The organism is Paraoerskovia sediminicola, from assembly GCF_030296575.1.
Taxonomy (GTDB): Bacteria; Actinomycetota; Actinomycetes; order Actinomycetales; family Cellulomonadaceae; genus Paraoerskovia; species Paraoerskovia sediminicola.
This window is the reverse complement of sequence record NZ_AP027729.1, coordinates 2,026,300-2,042,922: the sequence shown is the minus strand read 5'-3', so window position 1 is coordinate 2,042,922 and position 16,623 is coordinate 2,026,300. Positions and strand designations below refer to the sequence as shown.

General features: G+C 73.4%; 16 protein-coding genes, 1 tRNA gene and 1 pseudogene. 8 read left to right on the top strand and 10 right to left on the bottom strand.

Features of this window, described 5'->3' with window-relative positions; translation table 11 throughout:
* The first annotated feature begins 199 nt into the window (after positions 1–199).
* On the top strand, positions 200–700 hold the full coding sequence (locus QUE47_RS09580) for an NYN domain-containing protein (protein WP_286219458.1): 501 nt from the start codon (positions 200–202) through the stop codon (positions 698–700).
* A gap of 116 nt (positions 701–816) precedes the next feature.
* On the opposite strand, the gene QUE47_RS09575 is transcribed toward QUE47_RS09580, so the two are convergent.
* Positions 817–2,247: a DNA recombination protein RmuC gene (locus QUE47_RS09575; protein WP_286217106.1), complete on the bottom strand. Its 1,431-nt coding sequence runs from the start codon at positions 2,245–2,247 to the stop codon at positions 817–819.
* 214 nt (positions 2,248–2,461) lie between these two features.
* Here QUE47_RS09575 and QUE47_RS09570 point away from each other — a divergent pair, with 214 nt between their 5' ends.
* From QUE47_RS09570 to QUE47_RS09555, 4 genes are all read left to right on the top strand, one after another.
* Positions 2,462–3,196, top strand: coding sequence for a response regulator transcription factor (locus QUE47_RS09570; protein ID WP_286217105.1), 735 nt, complete (start codon positions 2,462–2,464; stop codon positions 3,194–3,196).
* A 175-nt stretch (positions 3,197–3,371) separates the two neighbouring features.
* Positions 3,372–4,778, top strand: a complete 1,407-nt coding sequence (locus QUE47_RS09565) for a sensor histidine kinase (protein WP_286217104.1) — start codon at positions 3,372–3,374, stop codon at positions 4,776–4,778.
* Positions 4,779–4,824: 46 nt separating this feature from the next.
* Complete coding sequence (locus tag QUE47_RS09560) at positions 4,825–5,535, top strand: HD domain-containing protein (protein WP_286217103.1); 711 nt, start codon at positions 4,825–4,827, stop codon at positions 5,533–5,535.
* A gap of 230 nt (positions 5,536–5,765) precedes the next feature.
* Positions 5,766–6,056, top strand: a complete 291-nt coding sequence (locus QUE47_RS09555) for a WXG100 family type VII secretion target (RefSeq protein ID WP_286217102.1) — start codon at positions 5,766–5,768, stop codon at positions 6,054–6,056.
* Between the two features lie 29 nt (positions 6,057–6,085).
* Here QUE47_RS09555 and QUE47_RS16800 read toward each other — a convergent pair whose 3' ends face one another.
* Together QUE47_RS16800 and groL are read right to left on the bottom strand one after the other, a co-directional pair.
* On the bottom strand, positions 6,086–6,406 hold the full coding sequence (locus QUE47_RS16800; protein WP_350227510.1) for a response regulator transcription factor: 321 nt from the start codon (positions 6,404–6,406) through the stop codon (positions 6,086–6,088).
* A 342-nt stretch (positions 6,407–6,748) separates the two neighbouring features.
* A complete protein-coding gene (gene groL, locus QUE47_RS09545; protein ID WP_286217101.1) occupies positions 6,749–8,374 on the bottom strand; it encodes a chaperonin GroEL in 1,626 nt (541 codons plus the stop codon).
* A 246-nt stretch (positions 8,375–8,620) separates the two neighbouring features.
* Here groL and QUE47_RS09540 point away from each other — a divergent pair, with 246 nt between their 5' ends.
* Complete coding sequence (locus QUE47_RS09540; RefSeq protein WP_286217100.1) at positions 8,621–10,138, top strand: glycoside hydrolase family 15; 1,518 nt, start codon at positions 8,621–8,623, stop codon at positions 10,136–10,138.
* Positions 10,139–10,151: 13 nt separating this feature from the next.
* Here the strand turns inward: QUE47_RS09540 and QUE47_RS09535 are convergent, their stop codons facing one another.
* Both QUE47_RS09535 and QUE47_RS09530 read right to left on the bottom strand, forming a co-directional pair.
* On the bottom strand, positions 10,152–10,781 hold the full coding sequence (locus QUE47_RS09535) for a LytR C-terminal domain-containing protein (RefSeq protein ID WP_286217099.1): 630 nt from the start codon (positions 10,779–10,781) through the stop codon (positions 10,152–10,154).
* A gap of 22 nt (positions 10,782–10,803) precedes the next feature.
* Positions 10,804–11,133 (bottom strand): DUF3263 domain-containing protein, encoded by a 330-nt coding sequence (locus QUE47_RS09530; protein WP_286217098.1) that lies wholly within the window; start codon positions 11,131–11,133, stop codon positions 10,804–10,806.
* 211 nt (positions 11,134–11,344) lie between these two features.
* Here QUE47_RS09530 and QUE47_RS09525 point away from each other — a divergent pair.
* Together QUE47_RS09525 and QUE47_RS09520 are read left to right on the top strand one after the other, a co-directional pair.
* Positions 11,345–11,964, top strand: a pseudogene (locus QUE47_RS09525) (uracil-DNA glycosylase).
* A gap of 104 nt (positions 11,965–12,068) precedes the next feature.
* A complete protein-coding gene (locus tag QUE47_RS09520) occupies positions 12,069–12,992 on the top strand; it encodes an SGNH/GDSL hydrolase family protein (RefSeq protein WP_286217097.1) in 924 nt (307 codons plus the stop codon).
* Positions 12,993–13,004: 12 nt separating this feature from the next.
* Here the strand turns inward: QUE47_RS09520 and QUE47_RS09515 are convergent.
* The 5 genes from QUE47_RS09515 to QUE47_RS09495 all read right to left on the bottom strand — a co-directional run bounded on the left by QUE47_RS09515 (position 13,005) and on the right by QUE47_RS09495 (position 16,596).
* Positions 13,005–13,077 (bottom strand) — tRNA-Thr (locus QUE47_RS09515).
* Positions 13,078–13,198: 121 nt separating this feature from the next.
* A complete protein-coding gene (locus tag QUE47_RS09510) occupies positions 13,199–14,017 on the bottom strand; it encodes a DsbA family protein (protein WP_286217096.1) in 819 nt (272 codons plus the stop codon).
* Positions 14,018–14,165: 148 nt separating this feature from the next.
* On the bottom strand, positions 14,166–14,768 hold the full coding sequence (locus QUE47_RS09505; protein ID WP_286217095.1) for a hypothetical protein: 603 nt from the start codon (positions 14,766–14,768) through the stop codon (positions 14,166–14,168).
* A gap of 26 nt (positions 14,769–14,794) precedes the next feature.
* On the bottom strand, positions 14,795–14,977 hold the full coding sequence (locus tag QUE47_RS09500) for a hypothetical protein (RefSeq protein WP_286217094.1): 183 nt from the start codon (positions 14,975–14,977) through the stop codon (positions 14,795–14,797).
* Positions 14,974–16,596 carry a serine/threonine-protein kinase gene (locus tag QUE47_RS09495; RefSeq protein ID WP_286217093.1) on the bottom strand — a complete coding sequence of 541 codons (1,623 nt, stop codon included), beginning with the start codon at positions 16,594–16,596 and terminating at the stop codon, positions 14,974–14,976. Before QUE47_RS09495 ends, QUE47_RS09500 begins: the two co-directional genes overlap by 4 nt.
* Positions 16,597–16,623: the final 27 nt, after the last annotated feature.

The window sequence follows — 16,623 nt, the reverse complement described above, 5'->3', positions numbered from 1 at the left end:
CGGAAGACGCGGTCCGCCGGACGAGAAGCCCTGCGGCTAGGCTGACGGCATGTCGGAACCCAGGATCACGTCCACGCTCCCCACCGGTCCCGGCACCACCACCGGCACGAGCACCACCGGCACCGACACCCGGCCGGAAGCGCAGCCGAGGCGGACGTACCTCCTGGTCGACGGCGAGAACATCGACGCCACTCTCGGGATGAGCGTCCTGAACCGGCGCCCGGCCCCGGAGGAGCGCCCGCGCTGGGACAGGATCGCCGAGTTCGCCGCGCGCAGCTGGGGTCAGCCGGTCACGCCGCTCTTCTTCCTGAACGCCACCTCCGGGCAGATGCCCATGTCGTTCGTCCAGGCGCTGCTGGCGATGGGCTACCGCCCCATCCCGGTCGCCGCCGAGGGCAACGAGAAGGTCGTGGACGTCGCGATCCAGCGGACGCTCGAGGCTCTGGCCGACAAGGACGGGGACGTCCTGCTGGCCAGCCACGACGGTGACTTCCTGCCCCAGGTCGAGCAGCTGGTCGACGGCGAGCGACGGGTCGGCGTCCTGTGCTTCCGTGAGTTCGTCAACGCGAAGTTCAACGAGCTCGCCGGGCGGGGTCTCGAGTTCTTCGACCTCGAGGGCGACATCGACGCGTTCCAGGTGCCGCTGCCGCGCGTGCGGATCATCCCGATCGGCGAGTTCGACCCGCTGCGCTACCTCTGACGAGCGGCGGACGCGCACGGGGCCTCTTTCGCCAGGTCCGTCACGTCCGTCACGTCCGGTCCGCTCCCGTCAGGGATCGCTCCGCACCCCGTTTCCCGTCGGGCCCCGGCCTTGCGTCAGGCGGTGCGCTCGTCCCTGTCGCGGGCCACGTCGTCCTCGGCGTCCGTGGTGTCGGCCTCCTCGTCGCGGCCCAGCTCGTCACGACCTGCCTGCAGGTTCAGCAGACGACCCTCCGCGGATGCGACGAGCTCGGGCGCGGAGATCGTCGACAGCTTCGGGTCGAGGGTGGCCGGCATGTCCAGGTCGGCGTCGACGACGCCCAGCGCCTTGAACCTGCGGGCCGAGACGAACACCCGCGACTCGAGGGACGCGATCGCCTCGTTGTACGCCTTGGCGGTCGAGCCGATCCGGCGGCCGACGTTCGCCAGGTGCCCGCCCATGGTCGACAGCCTGTCGTGCAGCTCCTTGCCGAGGACGAGCACCTGCTCGGCGTTCTCGCTCATCGCCTCCTGGCGCCACGCGTACGCGACGGTGCGGAGCAGCGCCAGCAGCGTCGTCGGCGTCGCCACGATCACGTTCTTCTCGAACGCCCACTCGACCAGGCTCGGGTCGCGCTCGACCGCGGCCTGCAGGAACGACTCCGCCGGGATGAACATGACGACGAACTCCGGCGCCGGCGAGAACTGGTCCCAGTACTTCTTGCGGGAGAGGTCCTCGACGTGCTTGCGGACGTGCCGCACGTGGGCGTCCAGCCGCTCCTCCCGGACCACCGGGTCCGTGGCCGCACCGGCGTCGAGCAGACCGACGAGCGATACCTTCGCGTCGACGACGACCTGCTTGCCACCCGCGAGCCGCACGACCATGTCGGGCCGCAGCGCCCCGTCGTCGGTGTCCTTGTGCTCCTGCTCGACGAAGTCGATCCGCGGGAGCATCCCGGACGCCTCCGCGACCCGGCGCAGCTGCATCTCGCCCCACTGCCCCCGTGCCTGCGCGCCGCGCAGCACGGTGACGAGCTGTGCGGTCGCGGCGCTCTGCGTCGACGCACCCTGGACCATCAGCCGCACCTGCTCGCTGATCGCCGCGTTGCCGGCCGCCCGGTCGCGGTCTGCGACAGCGACCTTCTCGCGGACCTGCTCGAGGGCCGTGGCCAGCGGGGCCACCATGTCGGCGACGGCCTTCTGGCGGGCGGCCGTGTGCCCGTCGTCCTTCGCGCGCTCCTCGGCGAGCCGCTGCGACGCGAGCGTCATGAACTGCTCGTTGTTGGCGCCCAGGGCGTCGGCCGCGACGGCCTTGAACTGGGTCTCCAGCTGGGCCGCGACCTCGTCGGTCGCCCGCGCCTTCGCGATCGCCGCGGCGAGCTCGGCCTCGTGGACGCGCTGCGCGGACGCCAGGCGGTCGGCTCCCGCCTGCTCCGCGCGGGCCACGTCGCGGTCGGCCTCGGCGACGAGCGCAGCGGTCTGCGTCCGTGCACGCGACCCCGCGATCGTCCACGCCAGCGCGGCACCGGCGGCGAACGCGAGCACCGCGAACAAGATCGTCGTCGTCATGAACAAGCTCCTCCTGAGTTGCGTCGGTCCAGGCGGCGGACCGGTCTGCGTGGGTCCGGCAGGCGCCCCGGGCCACTGACGGCACCCTCGCACGACCCACCGACAAGCCCGACGACACCGTCAGGCGCCCGGCCTGATCAGCGCCCGCCGGGCCGCGCGCCGTCGACCAGAGATCGCTCAGCGGACTCCCAGGAAACCCCCGGACACTGGGACCATGGCTACCCCTGAGGCGCGGCTCGTCGTCGTCGACGACGAACCCAACATCCGTGAGCTGCTCTCGACGTCGCTCCGGTTCGCCGGGTTCGAGGTGTACGCGGCGGCCGACGGGTCGAGCGCGCTCACGCTGATCCAGGACACGGACCCCGACCTCGTCGTGATGGACGTGATGCTCCCCGACATGGACGGGTTCACCGTCACCCGCAGGCTGCGCGACCGCGGCAGGCACACCCCGGTCCTGTTCCTCACCGCCCGCGACGACACCCAGGACAAGATCGCCGGGCTCACCGTCGGCGGCGACGACTATGTGACGAAGCCGTTCAGCCTCGAGGAGGTCGTGGCGCGGATCCGCGCCGTGCTGCGCCGCACGCACGCCGAGCCGGTCGAGGACGCCGTCCTGCGCGTCGGCGACCTCGAGATGGACGAGGACTCCTACGAGGTCCGCCGCGCGGGACAGCAAGTCGACCTGTCCCCCACGGAGTTCAAGCTGCTGCGCTACCTGATGCTCAACGCCGGCCGCGTGCTCTCGAAGTCCCAGATCCTCGACCACGTCTGGCAGTACGACTGGGGCGGCGACGCCAACATCGTCGAGTCGTACATCTCGTACCTGCGCCGCAAGATCGACGCCGTGGTCGTCGACGGCCCCGACGGCTCGCAGGTGACCGTCGAACCCCTCATCCAGACGAAGCGCGGCGTCGGCTACCTGCTGCGGCGACCCGCCGCCCGCGCCTGACCCGGCCTGACCTGACGATGAGTGCGACGACACCGGGCGCCGGATCGAGCCCCCGGACGCGGATCGGCGCTGGTCGTGGTTCGCCCGCACGCCGCTGCGGTCCCGCCTGGTCGCCGTCATCGCCCTGCTCCTGGCGACGGGGCTGGGCATCGCGGCGCTCGCCACGACCACGGTCGTGTCGAGCTACCTGGTCGAGCAGGTGGACCGTCAGCTCGAGCTGACCTCCGAGACGGTCGCCAACCGGCCGACGCGCCAGATGACGACGGCGGACGGCTCCCTGCCGAGCGACTACTACATCCTCTACCGGCTGCCCGACGGGTCGGAGCAGCACGTGCGCACCGACGCGACCGTCGAGCGCTACGGCATCCCCCGGATCCCCGACCTGACGAACGACGAGGCGAGCGAGGCCGCCGGCACCCCGTTCACGGTGCCCGCCGACCCCGACGTCCCGGGGGTCTCCGCCGACACGGAGTGGCGTGTCATGCCGCTCGTCATGCGGGGGGACAGCGGGGTCGTGGCCAGCGCCTACGTGGCGCTGCCCCTCACCGACATCCAGGAGACCGTCCGGCTGCTCGGTCGCACCCTGGCGTGGTCCGCCCTCGCGATCGCGCTCGTCGGCGCCGTCGTCGCCTATCTCGCGGTCGGCCGCGCTCTGCGCCCGCTGCGCGAGATCGAGGCCACGGCCGCGGGCATCGCCGCCGGGGACCTGACCCGACGCGTCGAGCCCGCGCCCCCCACCACCGAGGTCGGCTCCCTCGCGGACTCCCTCAACGCGATGCTCGCCCAGATCGAGCGGGCCTTCGCCGCGAGCGAGGCGTCCGAGACCCGCATGCGCCGCTTCGTCTCCGACGCGAGCCACGAGCTGCGCACCCCGGTGGCGACGATCCGCGGCTACGGCGAGCTGTACCGCATGGGTGCGCTGACCGAGAAGCCCCAGCTCGACGACACGATGGGGCGCATCGAGGACTCGGCGAGCCGCATGGGCGCCCTGGTCGCCGACCTGCTCTCGCTCGCCCGCCTCGACGAGGGTCGACCGCTGCGCACCGACCCGGTCGACCTGCTGCGCCTCGCCCGGGACTCCGCCCAGGACCTGCACGCGCTCGACCCGGGCCGCACCGTGCGCGTCGTCGACGCGCAGGGCGAGGAACCGCCGTCCGGCACCTCCGTGAGGGTCACGGGAGACGAGGACCGGCTGCGGCAGGTCCTCGCCAACCTCATCGGGAACGTCGCCCGGCACACCCCGCAGGGCACCCCTGCGGAGATCGCCGTGGTGCCGGACGACGGCGCGGTCGTCCTCGAGGTCCGTGACCACGGTCCCGGCGTCAGCGAGCAGGACGGCGCCCGCATCTTCGAGCGGTTCTACCGCGCCGACTCCTCCCGCACCCGCGAGTCGGGCGGCTCCGGGCTCGGGATGGCGATCGTCGCCGCGATCGTCGCTGCGCACCACGGGACGGTCGCCGTCTCCCGCACCGAGTGCGGTGGCCTCACGGTGCGCGTGACACTGCCCGGAGGCGACTACGATTCGTTGTCGTTGCCCGACCCGACGTCGGCAGCGGGTCCCGAGGATCCGCACCGGACGTAGGCTCGGGACAGCAGCACCCGAAGTTTCCTGCGAAGAAGGCTGAGACATGGGCGTCGACACGTCTGACGCACCCCAGTGGTTCCTGTCGTCGTGGACGCGCAGCGTCGTCGGCGCGGGCGCCACCGCGACCGAGGACGAGATCCACGAGGTCGGGCACCGTCTGCTCGAGGCCTGGACGCACCCCGACCGCCACTTCCACAACCTGCGCCACCTCGGAGACGTGCTCGGTCGCGTCGACGAGCTGTCCCAGGAGACGCACGACCCCGACCTCGTCCGGCTCGCCGCCTGGTACCACGGCGTCGTCTTCGACGCGAAGGACAAGGCTGCGTACGCCAACAAGGGCGGGGAGGACGCGTCGGCGAGCGCGGAGCGCGCCTACGAGGAGCTGCTGGGCCTCGGTGTCCCCCAGGACTCGGCGCAGCGCGTCGGGCACCTCGTGAACGCGCTGGTGCGCCACTCGCCGGACCCCACCGACTTCGACTGCGCGGTGCTGTGCGACGCGGACCTCGCGCTGCTCGCTGCGGAGCCGCAGCGCTACAAGGAGTACCTCCAGGATGTTCGCGACGAGTACGCGCACATCCCCCGCGCCGACTACGTCCGGGCGCGCATCGCGATCCTCACGAAGCTGCTCGACCGGTCCAGCCTCTTCTGCAGCCCCCTGGGCGCTGCGTGGGAGGAGCCGGCACGGCAGAACCTCGGGGCCGAGCTCCAGCGGCTCAGCAAGGAGCAGCGCAAGCTCCAGGCCGCGGAGCACTGACCCCGCGACGCGCACCTCGGTCGCCGCGTGGTGCCCAGGGAGCCCAGGGAGCCCAGTCTCCGCGGCCTCTGCGGCCTCCGTGGCCTCCCGTGCCGAGCGGCGTCGCCCACAGGGCGCGCGCGGCGCACTCCTCCCCCAGGACGGTCGCCGTGGACGGTCCTGGCAGAGCCCCGCGCCTAGCGTCCTCGTCGTGCCCCGACCGTCGGGGCCGCACGAGGAGAGGACCACGCATGAGCACCTTCGAGGTCGACAGCGCACGCGTCGCGCAGGCCGGTACGGCCGTCAACGGTTCGGTCACCGTCATCCGGAGCGAGGTCGCCGCGATGATGCGGCACCTGCAGGACCTGCAGACGGTGTGGCGCGGGAGCGCATCGACGGCCTTCACCGGCCTGATGGCTCAGTGGCAGGCGACCCAGGTCCAGGTGGAGGCTTCACTGGACGACATCACCGCCGCACTGGGCAACGCCGCCCAGACCTACGAGGAGGCCGAGACCGCGAACGCCCGGATGTTCTCGCTCTGACCGGCCGAGCGCCGGCCGGCCCGGGCGGGCTACGCCTCGACGGTGACGGTCACCGGCCGTGCGTCCTCGACGGCCCGCTGGTGCTGGTTCTGGTGCTGAGAGCCGTGGGCGGCGCCGGCGGAGCCCGCCGTGCCTGCTGTGCCTGCCGTGCTCGCGCGGAGCTCGGCCCGCGTGCTGACGCCGAGCTTGCGGTAGATGCTCCGGGTCTGCGTCTTGACGGTGTTGCGCGAGACGAACAGCTCCCGCGCGACCTGCTCCAGCGTCAGCCCGCGCAACAGCTGGTCGAGAACGATCTTCTCGCGCCGGGTCAGGATCCGGTCGGTCTGCGTCGTGCCCTCGGTCTCGATCATCGTCGCCTCACATCGGGTGGTCCGTCTCGGAAGAGACAGCGGGGACGAGCACCCATGACGCGGGTTCGAGAGACGAACCATCGGTAGATCGTCACGCATCGGGACGTCCGCGCCACGTGGGCCGGACGGCGCCTCGTGCCTGCGGGTGCCGCTGGGTGTGGTTCGGAGCGATCACGTGTCCGGATCGGTCCGGCCACCCAGGAGCCGCCGCAAGACAGCCACGAAGTCAGCAGGCACGCCGAAGGGCCGCCGACCGGGGATTCCCGGCCGACGGCCCTTCGTCTGCTGTGCGAGGTGCGGTGGCGTGCACCGCACCTCACCCGGTGCTGCGCGAGCGGTGGATCAGAAGTCCATGCCGCCCATGCCGCCGTCGCCGGCCGGGGCCGGAGCGTTCTTCTCCGGCTTGTCGGCCACGACGGCCTCCGTGGTGAGGAAGAGCGCGGCGATGGACGCCGCGTTCTGCAGCGCGGAGCGCGTCACCTTGACCGGGTCGTTGACGCCCGCGGCGAGCAGGTCCTCGTACACGCCGGTCGCGGCGTTGAGGCCGTGACCCGGGGTGAGGTTGCGGACCTTCTCCGCCACGACGCCGCCCTCGAGGCCGGCGTTGATGGCGATCTGCTTGAGCGGGGCGTCGATCGCGAGACGCACGATCTGCGCACCGGTCGCCTCGTCGCCCTCGAGCTCGAGCTTCGCGAACGCAGCCTCGCCGGCCTGGATGAGCGCGACGCCACCACCGGCGACGATGCCCTCCTCGACCGCAGCCTTGGCGTTGCGCACCGCGTCCTCGATGCGGTGCTTGCGCTCCTTGAGCTCGACCTCCGTGGCGGCACCCGCCTTGATGACGGCGACGCCGCCGGCGAGCTTCGCGAGGCGCTCCTGGAGCTTCTCGCGGTCGTAGTCGGAGTCCGACTTCTCGATCTCGCTGCGGATCTGGTTCACGCGGCCGCCGATGAGGTCGGCGTCGCCGGCACCCTCGACGATCGTGGTCTCGTCCTTGGTGACGACGACCTTGCGCGACTGGCCGAGCAGGTCGAGCGTGGCGTTCTCGAGCTTGAGACCGACGGTCTCCGAGATGACCTGGCCGCCCGTGAGGATCGCGATGTCCTGGAGCATGGCCTTGCGACGGTCGCCGAAGCCCGGTGCCTTGACGGCGACGGACTTGAACGTGCCGCGGATCTTGTTGAGCACGAGGGTGGCCAGGGCCTCGCCCTCGACGTCCTCGGCGATGATGAGCAGCGAACGGCCGGCCTTCATGACCTGGTCGAGCAGCGGCAGCAGGTCCTTGACGTTCGAGATCTTCGACTCGACGATCAGGACGTACGGGTCCTCGAGGACGGCCTCCTGGCGCTCCGCGTCCGTCTCGAAGTAGCGGGCGAGGAAGCCCTTGTCGAAGCGCATGCCCTCGGTGAGCTCGAGCTCGAGGCCGAACGTGTTCGACTCCTCGACGGTGATGACGCCTTCCTTGCCCACCTTGTCGAGGGCCTCGGCGATGAGCTCGCCGATCGCGGGGTCACCGGCGGAGATGGCGGCGGTCGCAGCGATCTCCTCCTTGGTCTCGATGTCCTTCGCCGCGACGAGCAGCTGCTCCGTGACGGCCTCGACGGCCTTCTCGATGCCGCGCTTGAGGGCGATGGGGTTCGAGCCGGCGGCGACGTTGCGCAGGCCCTCGCGCACGAGCGCCTGGGCGAGCACGGTGGCGGTGGTGGTGCCGTCACCCGCGACGTCGTCGGTCTTCTTGGCGACCTCCTTGACGAGCTCGGCGCCGATGCGCTCGTAGGGCTCCTCGAGCTCGATCTCCTTGGCGATGCTCACACCGTCGTTCGTGATCGTGGGGGCACCCCACTTCTTGTCGAGCACGACGTTGCGGCCCTTGGGGCCGAGCGTGACCTTGACGGTGTCGGCGAGCTGGTTGAGCCCGCGCTCCATGCTCCGACGAGCTTCCTCGTCGAAGGCGATGATCTTGGCCATGGGGGTTCTGATCCTCCGCTGGTGGCGTGGTGGGTCGGCATGCGCCCGCGACGGACGGCCTCGGCGACGGCGTTCACATCACGCCGCCGGTTCGAGGCCTCACCTGTCGACCCGGGGGTCTGTCACTTCGAAACTGTCACTCTCACACGGAGAGTGCTAACGCCATTATTGGCACTCGGCCACGGCGAGTGCAAGCGTGTTCGCCCGAGGCGTGGAGACGCCGTCCGACAGCCCTACGATGCGGGGATGGACGGCGAGGGCTCGGCGCGCGCGGCTACCGGTCCGCGCGCCCGACGGCGCACCGAACCACGCACCGAACCACGCACCGAACTGCGTGCCCGGCCACGCCGCGAGGCCGGCGCCGAACAGCCATCCGCACCGAGCGCACGACCGACCCGCAGCAGGGCGGTCGCCGCCACGGCCGCGGCCGCGCTCGCGGTCGGTGCCCTCGCGCTCCACCCGAGCGGCGACGGACCGGCGACGGCCCAGGACGCCGCCCTGGACGCGAGCACCGCGGCGACGATCGACCTCTATCAGGAGGGCGTCGCCCTGACCGGCGGGCGCGGGTTCGTGCAGGTCGCCCCCGGGTCGGGCGCCACCTACCTGGTCGGGACCCGCGTGCTCGGCACCGCGCCGCAGCCGACCGTCCTCGCCGCGCGGACGAGGGACTGGCTCGCGTCCGGGGACGTCCCCGGGGCCGGGACCCGGTGGGACGACCTCGGTCGCGACGCGATCCTGGACCTGCACGCGCTGGTCGGGCCCGAGGGGGCCGTGGTCGCCGGGCCGTCCCCCTACTGGCGGTACGTGTGGCCGCGCGACGCCTCGTTCGCGGCCGCGGCGATGGCCAGGACCGGGCACGCCGACGAGGCGCTGCGGATCCTCGGCTTCCTCGGCGACGTCCAGGGGGACGACGGCTCGTTCCAGGCCCGCTACCTCCCGGACGCGTCCGGGGTCCCCGACGACCGGGGCGCGCAGTCGGACGGCGCGGGCTGGGTGCTGTGGGCCACGGACCTCACGCTCACCGAGATCGCGCGCTCCGCCGGCCCGTCGGCCCGGCTGGCCGCGGCCGACGAGCTGGGCACGCTCGTGGAGCGCTCCACCGCGCACCTGCTGGACCAGGTCGCGACCGACGACGGGCTCCCGCTCGCCTCGCCGGACTACTGGGAGCTCCCCACCGACACCCTCACGCTCGGCACCGCGGCACCGATCCTCGCCGGCCTGGAAGCAGCGCTCCGGATGTCGGACGACGCCGCTCCGGCAGGCGGAGACGTCGCCGCCCGCGAGGAGGTCGCCCTCGCCACCGACCGCCTGCGCGCGGCGATCGTCGACGAGTTCGGGTCGCAGGGGTACCCCCGCGAGGTCGACGGCGGGCCGCGCGACGCGGCGACCGCGTTCCTGCTGCCGCCCTTCCAGCCGACCGCCCTGCACGCCGCCGAGCGTGCGTGGGCCAGGTCGGTGCCCGACATGCTGCGTCCCGCCGGAGGTCTCGCCCCCGGCGGCTCGTGGCGCGACGACGGCGTCTCGTGGACCCCTCAGACGACGCTGTACGCCTACGCCGCGGCCGCGAACGGCCACCGCGTCCAGGCAGAGCACTGGCTCACGTGGATCGACGAGCACCGTACCGGGACCGGGGCAATCCCTGAGAAGGTCCTGGCCGACGGGTCACCGGCCGCCGTCGCCCCGCTCGCCTGGTCCGCCGCCCTCACGGTCCTCGCGCTCACCGAGCTGGACCCGGCGCGCACGGACCCGCTCGCCGCAGGCTGAGCGACCCGGCCGATCAGGTGGGGTCGGTGAGGAGGATCACGGAGATGTTCGCACGCAGGTCGGAGATCTGACGCGTCTCGCCGATGCCCAGGTCGTCGGCGATCTTCTGTGCCGTCGCGGCGTCCGACTCGTCCCGGTACCAGACCGCGGACTCCGGGAGCGAGGAGCCCTCGTAGTTCGAAGCGGTGACGTCGGTGAACCCGTCGTCGAGGAGCACCTGGGTGACCTTCCCGGCGAGCCCGCTGATGCCGGAGTCGTTGAGCACGCGGACCTCGAGCGAGAGGTCGACGTCGGCGTCCGGCTCCTCGGTCGGTTCCTCGGTCGGCTCGTCCGTGGCGTCCTCGGTGGACTCCTCGTCCGGTTCCTGGGAGGCCTCGTCCGTGGGCTCCTCGGCCGACCCGCTCGGCTCCGGGCTCTGCGCCTGAGTGGCGGCGGGCGCGGCGGCGTCGGAGCCGTCGTCCGACCACGACGCGACAGCGGCGACCGCGGCGACCGCGAGCGCCCCGCACACGACGGCGACGAGGAGGAACGGCCAGACTGCGCTCCACGCGGAGCGCGGCGCACGGTGGATGCCGACCGGAGCGCCCGCTGCCGCAGGCGCGTCGAACTCGTCGGGCTGGTAGGGGTATCGGGAGGAGTCCACGGCCGAACCTTAGCGGCCCGCGCTAGCGGGACTGAACGTCGGCACCGAGCCGACGGCCACCGCGCGCGCGGTGGCGCGAGGCGCGCATGCGACGGAGCCGCTTGACCAGGAGCGCGTCGTGGGCGAGCGCCGCCGGGGAGTCGATGATCCGGTTGAGGGTCTGGTAGTACCGCGTCGGGGTCAGGTCGAACAGATCCCGGACCGCCTGCTCCTTGGCACCGGCGTAGGTCCACCACTGCCGCTCGAAGTCGAGGATCGCCCGGCTGCGCTCGTCCAGATCGCCGTCGCCCGGCGCACCGGAGGCGTCACCGGGCGCGTGCGCCTCCAGCGAGGAACCTGCTGCTTCGGCCATCGTCCTTCCCTTCCGTCGCCGCCAGGATACGACGCGAATCACAGCGGTGTCATTCGCCCGGCCGTACCGTGGTGGGGTGTCCGAGCACCCGACCCACGCGCACCCTGGCGCACCGGCGCCCGCCCGCACGTCCCAGGCGCCCGGGGACCCCGACTGGACCCACGGGCTCGACCCCGCCTGGGTGGCCGCCCTCGCCCCGGCCGAGCCCGCCCTGCGCGCGGCGCGACGCGCCGTCCGGCAGGAGGTGGAGCAGGGCCGCGTGGTCCACCCGGAGCCCGAGGACGTCCTGCGGGCGTTCCGGCGCCCGTTCGCGGACGTCCGCGTGCTCGTCGTCGGCCAGGACCCCTACCCCACCCCCGGTCACGCGACCGGGATGGCCTTCGCCGTCCGACCCGACGTCCGCCCCGTCCCGAGATCTCTGCGCAACGTCTACACGGAGCTGGCGGACGACGTCGGCGCGCCGGTTCCCGACCACGGCGACCTCACCCCGTGGGCGGACCAGGGGGTGCTGCTGCTCAACCGCGTGCTCACGGTCCGGTCCGGGAGCCCGGGTCCCACCGCGGGATCGGCTGGGAGTCCGTGACGGAGGCCGCGATCCGGGCGCTGGCCGCGCGGGGACGACCGCTCGTCGCCGTCCTCTGGGGCCGGGACGCCCAGTCCGTCGCCCCCTGGCTGGGCGACGTGCCGATCGTGGCGTCGGCGCACCCGAGCCCGCTCTCCGCGCGACGCGGGTTCTTCGGGTCGCGCCCCTTCTCTCGGGTCGACGAGGCCCTCGCCCGCCAGGGCGACGGACCCGTCGACTGGCGGATCCCCACGGGGCGCCTGCTCTGACGCCCCACGTCGAGCGGCGGTCACCACGAGCGACGGTCACGACGAGCGGCGGTCACGACGAGCGGCGGTGGCGACGGACCGGACGTCCGGAGCACAATGGCGCCGTGACACCCACGCAGCACGTCGAGGAGCAGACCGGCCGGCCGCAGGCGCCCCGGTGGAGCCGCTACGTCGCCATCGGCGACTCGCTCTCCGAGGGCCTGTGGGACCCGCACCCGCTGGACCCGGACCGCCAGCGCGGGTGGGCCGACCGGCTGGCCGAGAACCTCTCCGAGCGCCGCGTCGCCGCGGGCGAGGAGCCTCTCGAGTACGCGAACCTGGCGATCCGCGGCAAGCTCCTGCGCTCGATCCTCGTCGACCAGGTCCCGGCGGCCATCGCGATGAAGCCGGACCTCGTCAGCCTGATCGGCGGGGGCAACGACATCCTGCGACCGCGCGCCGACATCGACCGGCTCGCGCGCAACCTCGAGCACGGGGTCGCACGGCTGCGCGCCGAGGGCATCGACGTGCTCCTCGGGACCGGGTTCGACGCGTCCGGTTCCCTCGTCGGCCTCACGCGCAGCCGCGTCGGGATCTACAACTCCCTCATCTGGTCGATCGCCCGGCGCCAGGGTGCCCACGTCGTCGACCTGTGGGGCATGACGTTCCTGCGCGACTGGCGCATGTGGGCGTCCGACCGGATCCACATGGTGCCCGAGGGCCACCGTCGGGTCGCCCAGGGCGCGCTCCTCGGCCTGGGCCTGCAGCCCGACGACGCCGAGTGGGACGCGATGCTGCCCACCGCCGCACCGACCCCGCGGATGGACCACGTACGTGAGAACGCGCAGTGGCTGCGTGAGCACGTAGGGCCGTGGGCGAAGCGGCGGCTGACCGGGACCTCGAGCGGGGACACCCGGCTGCCGAAGGCCCCGGAGCTCGCCCCGCTCGTCACGGTGGAGCCGCCGGCCGAGAAGGTCACGGACCCCGCGCTCGAGGAGTCGCTCGAGCCGGAGACCGCAGCGGAGAAGTCGGCGGAGGCGTCGAGCTAGCCACCGCGAGGGAGCCGCCTGTCGGGTTCGAACCGACGACCTTTCGCTTACAAGGCGAGCGCTCTACCAGCTGAGCTAAGGCGGCGTGGACGGTGCGACCGACGGGTCTGCCACCGTTCGGCAGGGTCCGCCCGGGCCGCTGCCCGCCGTCCGGGCGCCGTAGCGCAGGACGGCGGACAGCCTACCCGAGGGGTCGCGCGGGCCGGTCAGCCCTGAGCGGCGGTGACGGCTGCCTCGAGGGCGCCGTCCTCGCTCCAGTTCCCGTCCCAGCGCTCGCCGTCGATGGTGATCGTCGGGGTGCCGAACCCGCCGGACTGCGGGTTCTTGAGCGCGTCGTCGTCCGAGGCGAGCTCGGTGCCGGCCTCGACCCAGCCGCTGAACGCGGAGTCCGCGTCGCCGTTGCGGATCCCCTCGGCCACGTCGTCGGGCACACCGGCGGCGACGGCGATGTCCGCGATCTGGTCGTCGGTGTACCCGGGGGTGTTCTCCTCGGGCTGGTTGACGAACATGGCGTCGTTGAAGTCCGCCATGGCCTCCGGCGCGCGGTCGGCCACGAACGCCGCCGCCGCTGCGGCGCGCGTCGAGAACCGCGCACCGCTCGACATGCGGTCCAGGATCGAGACGGGGTGGAGCACCTCGGTGATGTCCCCCGACTCCCGCAGCGAGTCGAGCGTCTCGCCGTTGAGCTCTTCGAACTGGCCGCACACCGGGCACATGTAGTCGAGGTAGACGGCGACCTCGACCGCGCCCTCGTTCGTCGTGCCCGCGGCGCCGGACTCGCCGAGCGGGATGCCCGCGTCCGCGGTCGCCGTCGCCGGCGCGTCGACGCGGTCGAGGGCGGGCTTGTCGCCCTCGTTCATGATGAAGACCACGATCGCCACGACGACGGCGAGCGCGACCACGAGCGCGGAGATCGTGATGATGCGGACCCGACGGTCGCGCGCGGCCTGGGCGTCGCGCACCCGCGCGGCCTCGGCGATCGCGGCCTCTCGTCGCTGGGCCTTGGACAGGTTCTGCTGGTTCATGGGGCTGCTCTCGTTCGGGTGCGGGAAGTCGGATGATTCGCTCGGTGGCCTGGCCGGCCGGGCCTGCCACTCTGGCCGCAGGTCGGACCGGCCGGCTTCGGCGTGCCGTGCCTGCTGCTTGCCTGCTGGGCACAGGCGTCGGACGACGTCAGGCCGGCAGGAGCGCGCGCGGCGGTCCGCGCCAGGTCACGACGGTGACGAGACCTGCGGACACCCGACGCAGGACCGGGGCGCAGGCGGTGGTGGTCGCCGGGAGCGCGCGGTCACCGGCTCCGGCGGGCACGAGCGCGACGACGCGCACGAACCGTCCTACCGCGCGCAGGGCGCGCCGCCCGGCCAGGCGGGTGCGCCGGAGCACCGCCCTGACGAGCATCGCGGACCCGAGCAGCGCGACCGCAACCCCGACCTGGGCCAGCAGGACCGGCAGCGCGACCACGGCGACGACCACCGGAGCGCTCCCCGGGGCCGCGCCGAGCGCGAGCGTCCCGTCCGGGCAGTGCGCGGACGGGCGGACCAGTGCGAGATGGATCCCGAACCACGCCGGGACGCCCTGGACGGCGACGCAGTCGTGGACCAGCACGTAGCCGCGCCCGACGGTCCGGGCGATCACCCCGAGCGCGGCGGCGAGCACCAGCGCGACACCGACGACCCGGACGAGCGGACGACCCGCGAGCGCGCGGGCGCTCCCACCGAGGCGCGCGCGCTGCACGCCTCGCCGGTCCGCGGTGCCGCGCGGCGTCGTCGGGTTCACGCGGTCAGCCTAGCGGGGTCGGCCCGTCAGAACGGCGGCGGACCGGTGAACGGCCACCAGTCGATCGCGCCGCCGGCATCGAGGACCGCCCTGGTCACGGCGGCCACCGCGACCGAGAACGTCAGGGCGATGACGATCGCGCGGGACACCCACCCCGGCGTGACCTTGCTGATCGCGGTCCGCGCGCCGTACCGCGTCGTCCAGCTCATCGGGCCGAACCACGCGAACGCCGCCGCGACGGCCATCGCGAGGCAGAGCACGACCGTGAAGACCCAGTCGGCGTTCGCTCCCCCGACCGACCGCGCGGCCGTCGAGGGATCGGGCACGAGGACCACCCGCCCGGGGGCGAGCAGCCACCAGCCGCCGACCACGAGCAGCACCCCCGCGCAGGCACCGACGAGCAGCCCGGGCGCGGCGCCGAGCACCGCACGCACGAGGAAGAGGGGCGACAGCCCACCGATCCGGGCTCCGTCCCACGACGAGACCCCCGGGCCTCCCGCCGCGCGTGGAGCGAGTTCGTCATCAGGCCGACCCATCGGGCGAGGATCACGAGGACCGCCAGCAGCGCGAACGCGACGCCGGGCGCGGAGCCCGCGAAGGCCACGAGCGCGACGCCGATCCCGAGGACCGCCCAGGGCCGACGCGCGGGACGGGGTCGCTCGTATCCCTGCCACTGCGACGCTCCCTCCCCCGCGGGGTCGCCGGCGGCCGCCTCCGGCTGCCCGTAGGCCGCGCGGTCGCCTCCCTCGCTGTAGGCCGCAGGATCGGCGTACGTGCCGTCCCCCGCGCCGTCGCTCGGTGGCCCGACCACCATCGGCCTCGTCCCGCCGTCCGACGCGACGACCTGGGTGACGGCGGCACCGGCGGCGAACGCACCCGCCGCGGCTGCGACCTGCCCGCGGGAGATGCCGCCGTCCTCGACGGCGGGGTCGCCCTCGGTGGCGGCGGTCCGCAGGGCCCGCACCACCTGGGCGGGGCCGAGGCGTCGGCGTGGTTCGGGGTTGAGCGCCGCGGCGAGCGCCCCGTGCGTGCGCGCACCGAGGCCCGCCAGGTCGGCGTCCCCCGACCTGGCGCGGGCGAGGACGGCGTCCAGGGGACGCACCCCGAAGGGCGGCCGCCCGGTCGCGGCGTACGCGAGCATCGCCGCCCAGCCCCACCAGTCCGTGGCCGTGCCGGGCTCCGCCCCGCTGAGCAGCTGGGGGTCGAGGTAGCCGGGCGTCCCCATGACGAGCCCGGTGGACGTCATCCGTGCGTCCTCGAGCCCGTGGGCGATCCCGAAGTCGATGAGCACGGGTCCGTCGTCGGTGACGAGCACGTTGCTCGGCTTCATGTCCCGGTGGACGACCCCGGCGGCATGGACCGCCTCGAGGGCCTCCGCGAGCTGCTCCGCGAGGGCGAGCAGGTCGTCCGCGTCGAGGGGGCCGCGCTCGGCGATCTCGTCCTCGAGGCTGATCCCCTCGGCGATCTGCGTCACGATGAACGCGTCGGCACCTTCGAGCTCGACGTCGAGGATCGCGGCGACCGCGGGGTGGTCGAGCTTCTGGAGCGCGACGGCCTCCCTGCGCAGCCGCTCCCGGCCGAGCGCCGACGTGTCCGCGTCGACGTGGGAGTGGAGCAGCTTCAGCGCGACCTCCTGGCCGCCGCCGTCCGTCGCGCGGTAGACCGTGCCCATCGCTCCGGAGCCGAGCCGCGAGACGATCGTGTAGCCGTCGATCTCCGTGCCGGGGGGCAGGCCCCCGGGCTCCGCCCCGGAGGTCGGGGAGCGCCGCGGTCCCGACGAGCCCGGCTCGGCAGGCGCACCCGGGGTGCCGATGCTCTCGGTGTCCATCAGCACACCGTAGCGACGCCCGCCCGC

Excerpts from the sequence above, each read along its gene's own strand:
- groL (WP_286217101.1), bottom strand. The coding sequence starts at position 8,374 with ATGGCCAAGATCATCGCCTTCGACGAGGAAGCTCGTCGGAGCATGGAG.
- QUE47_RS09575 (WP_286217106.1), bottom strand. The coding sequence starts at position 2,247 with ATGACGACGACGATCTTGTTCGCGGTGCTCGCGTTCGCCGCCGGTGCC.
- QUE47_RS09500 (WP_286217094.1), bottom strand. The coding sequence starts at position 14,977 with ATGAGCTGGACGACGCGGTACGGCGCGCGGACCGCGATCAGCAAGGTC.
- QUE47_RS09555 (WP_286217102.1), top strand. The coding sequence starts at position 5,766 with ATGAGCACCTTCGAGGTCGACAGCGCACGCGTCGCGCAGGCCGGTACG.
- QUE47_RS09580 (WP_286219458.1), top strand. The coding sequence starts at position 200 with ATGAGCGTCCTGAACCGGCGCCCGGCCCCGGAGGAGCGCCCGCGCTGG.
- QUE47_RS09495 (WP_286217093.1), bottom strand. The coding sequence starts at position 16,596 with ATGGACACCGAGAGCATCGGCACCCCGGGTGCGCCTGCCGAGCCGGGC.
- QUE47_RS09540 (WP_286217100.1), top strand. The coding sequence starts at position 8,621 with ATGGACGGCGAGGGCTCGGCGCGCGCGGCTACCGGTCCGCGCGCCCGA.
- QUE47_RS09510 (WP_286217096.1), bottom strand. The coding sequence starts at position 14,017 with ATGAACCAGCAGAACCTGTCCAAGGCCCAGCGACGAGAGGCCGCGATC.
- QUE47_RS09530 (WP_286217098.1), bottom strand. The coding sequence starts at position 11,133 with ATGGCCGAAGCAGCAGGTTCCTCGCTGGAGGCGCACGCGCCCGGTGAC.
- QUE47_RS16800 (WP_350227510.1), bottom strand. The coding sequence starts at position 6,406 with ATGATCGAGACCGAGGGCACGACGCAGACCGACCGGATCCTGACCCGG.
- QUE47_RS09560 (WP_286217103.1), top strand. The coding sequence starts at position 4,825 with ATGGGCGTCGACACGTCTGACGCACCCCAGTGGTTCCTGTCGTCGTGG.
- QUE47_RS09570 (WP_286217105.1), top strand. The coding sequence starts at position 2,462 with ATGGCTACCCCTGAGGCGCGGCTCGTCGTCGTCGACGACGAACCCAAC.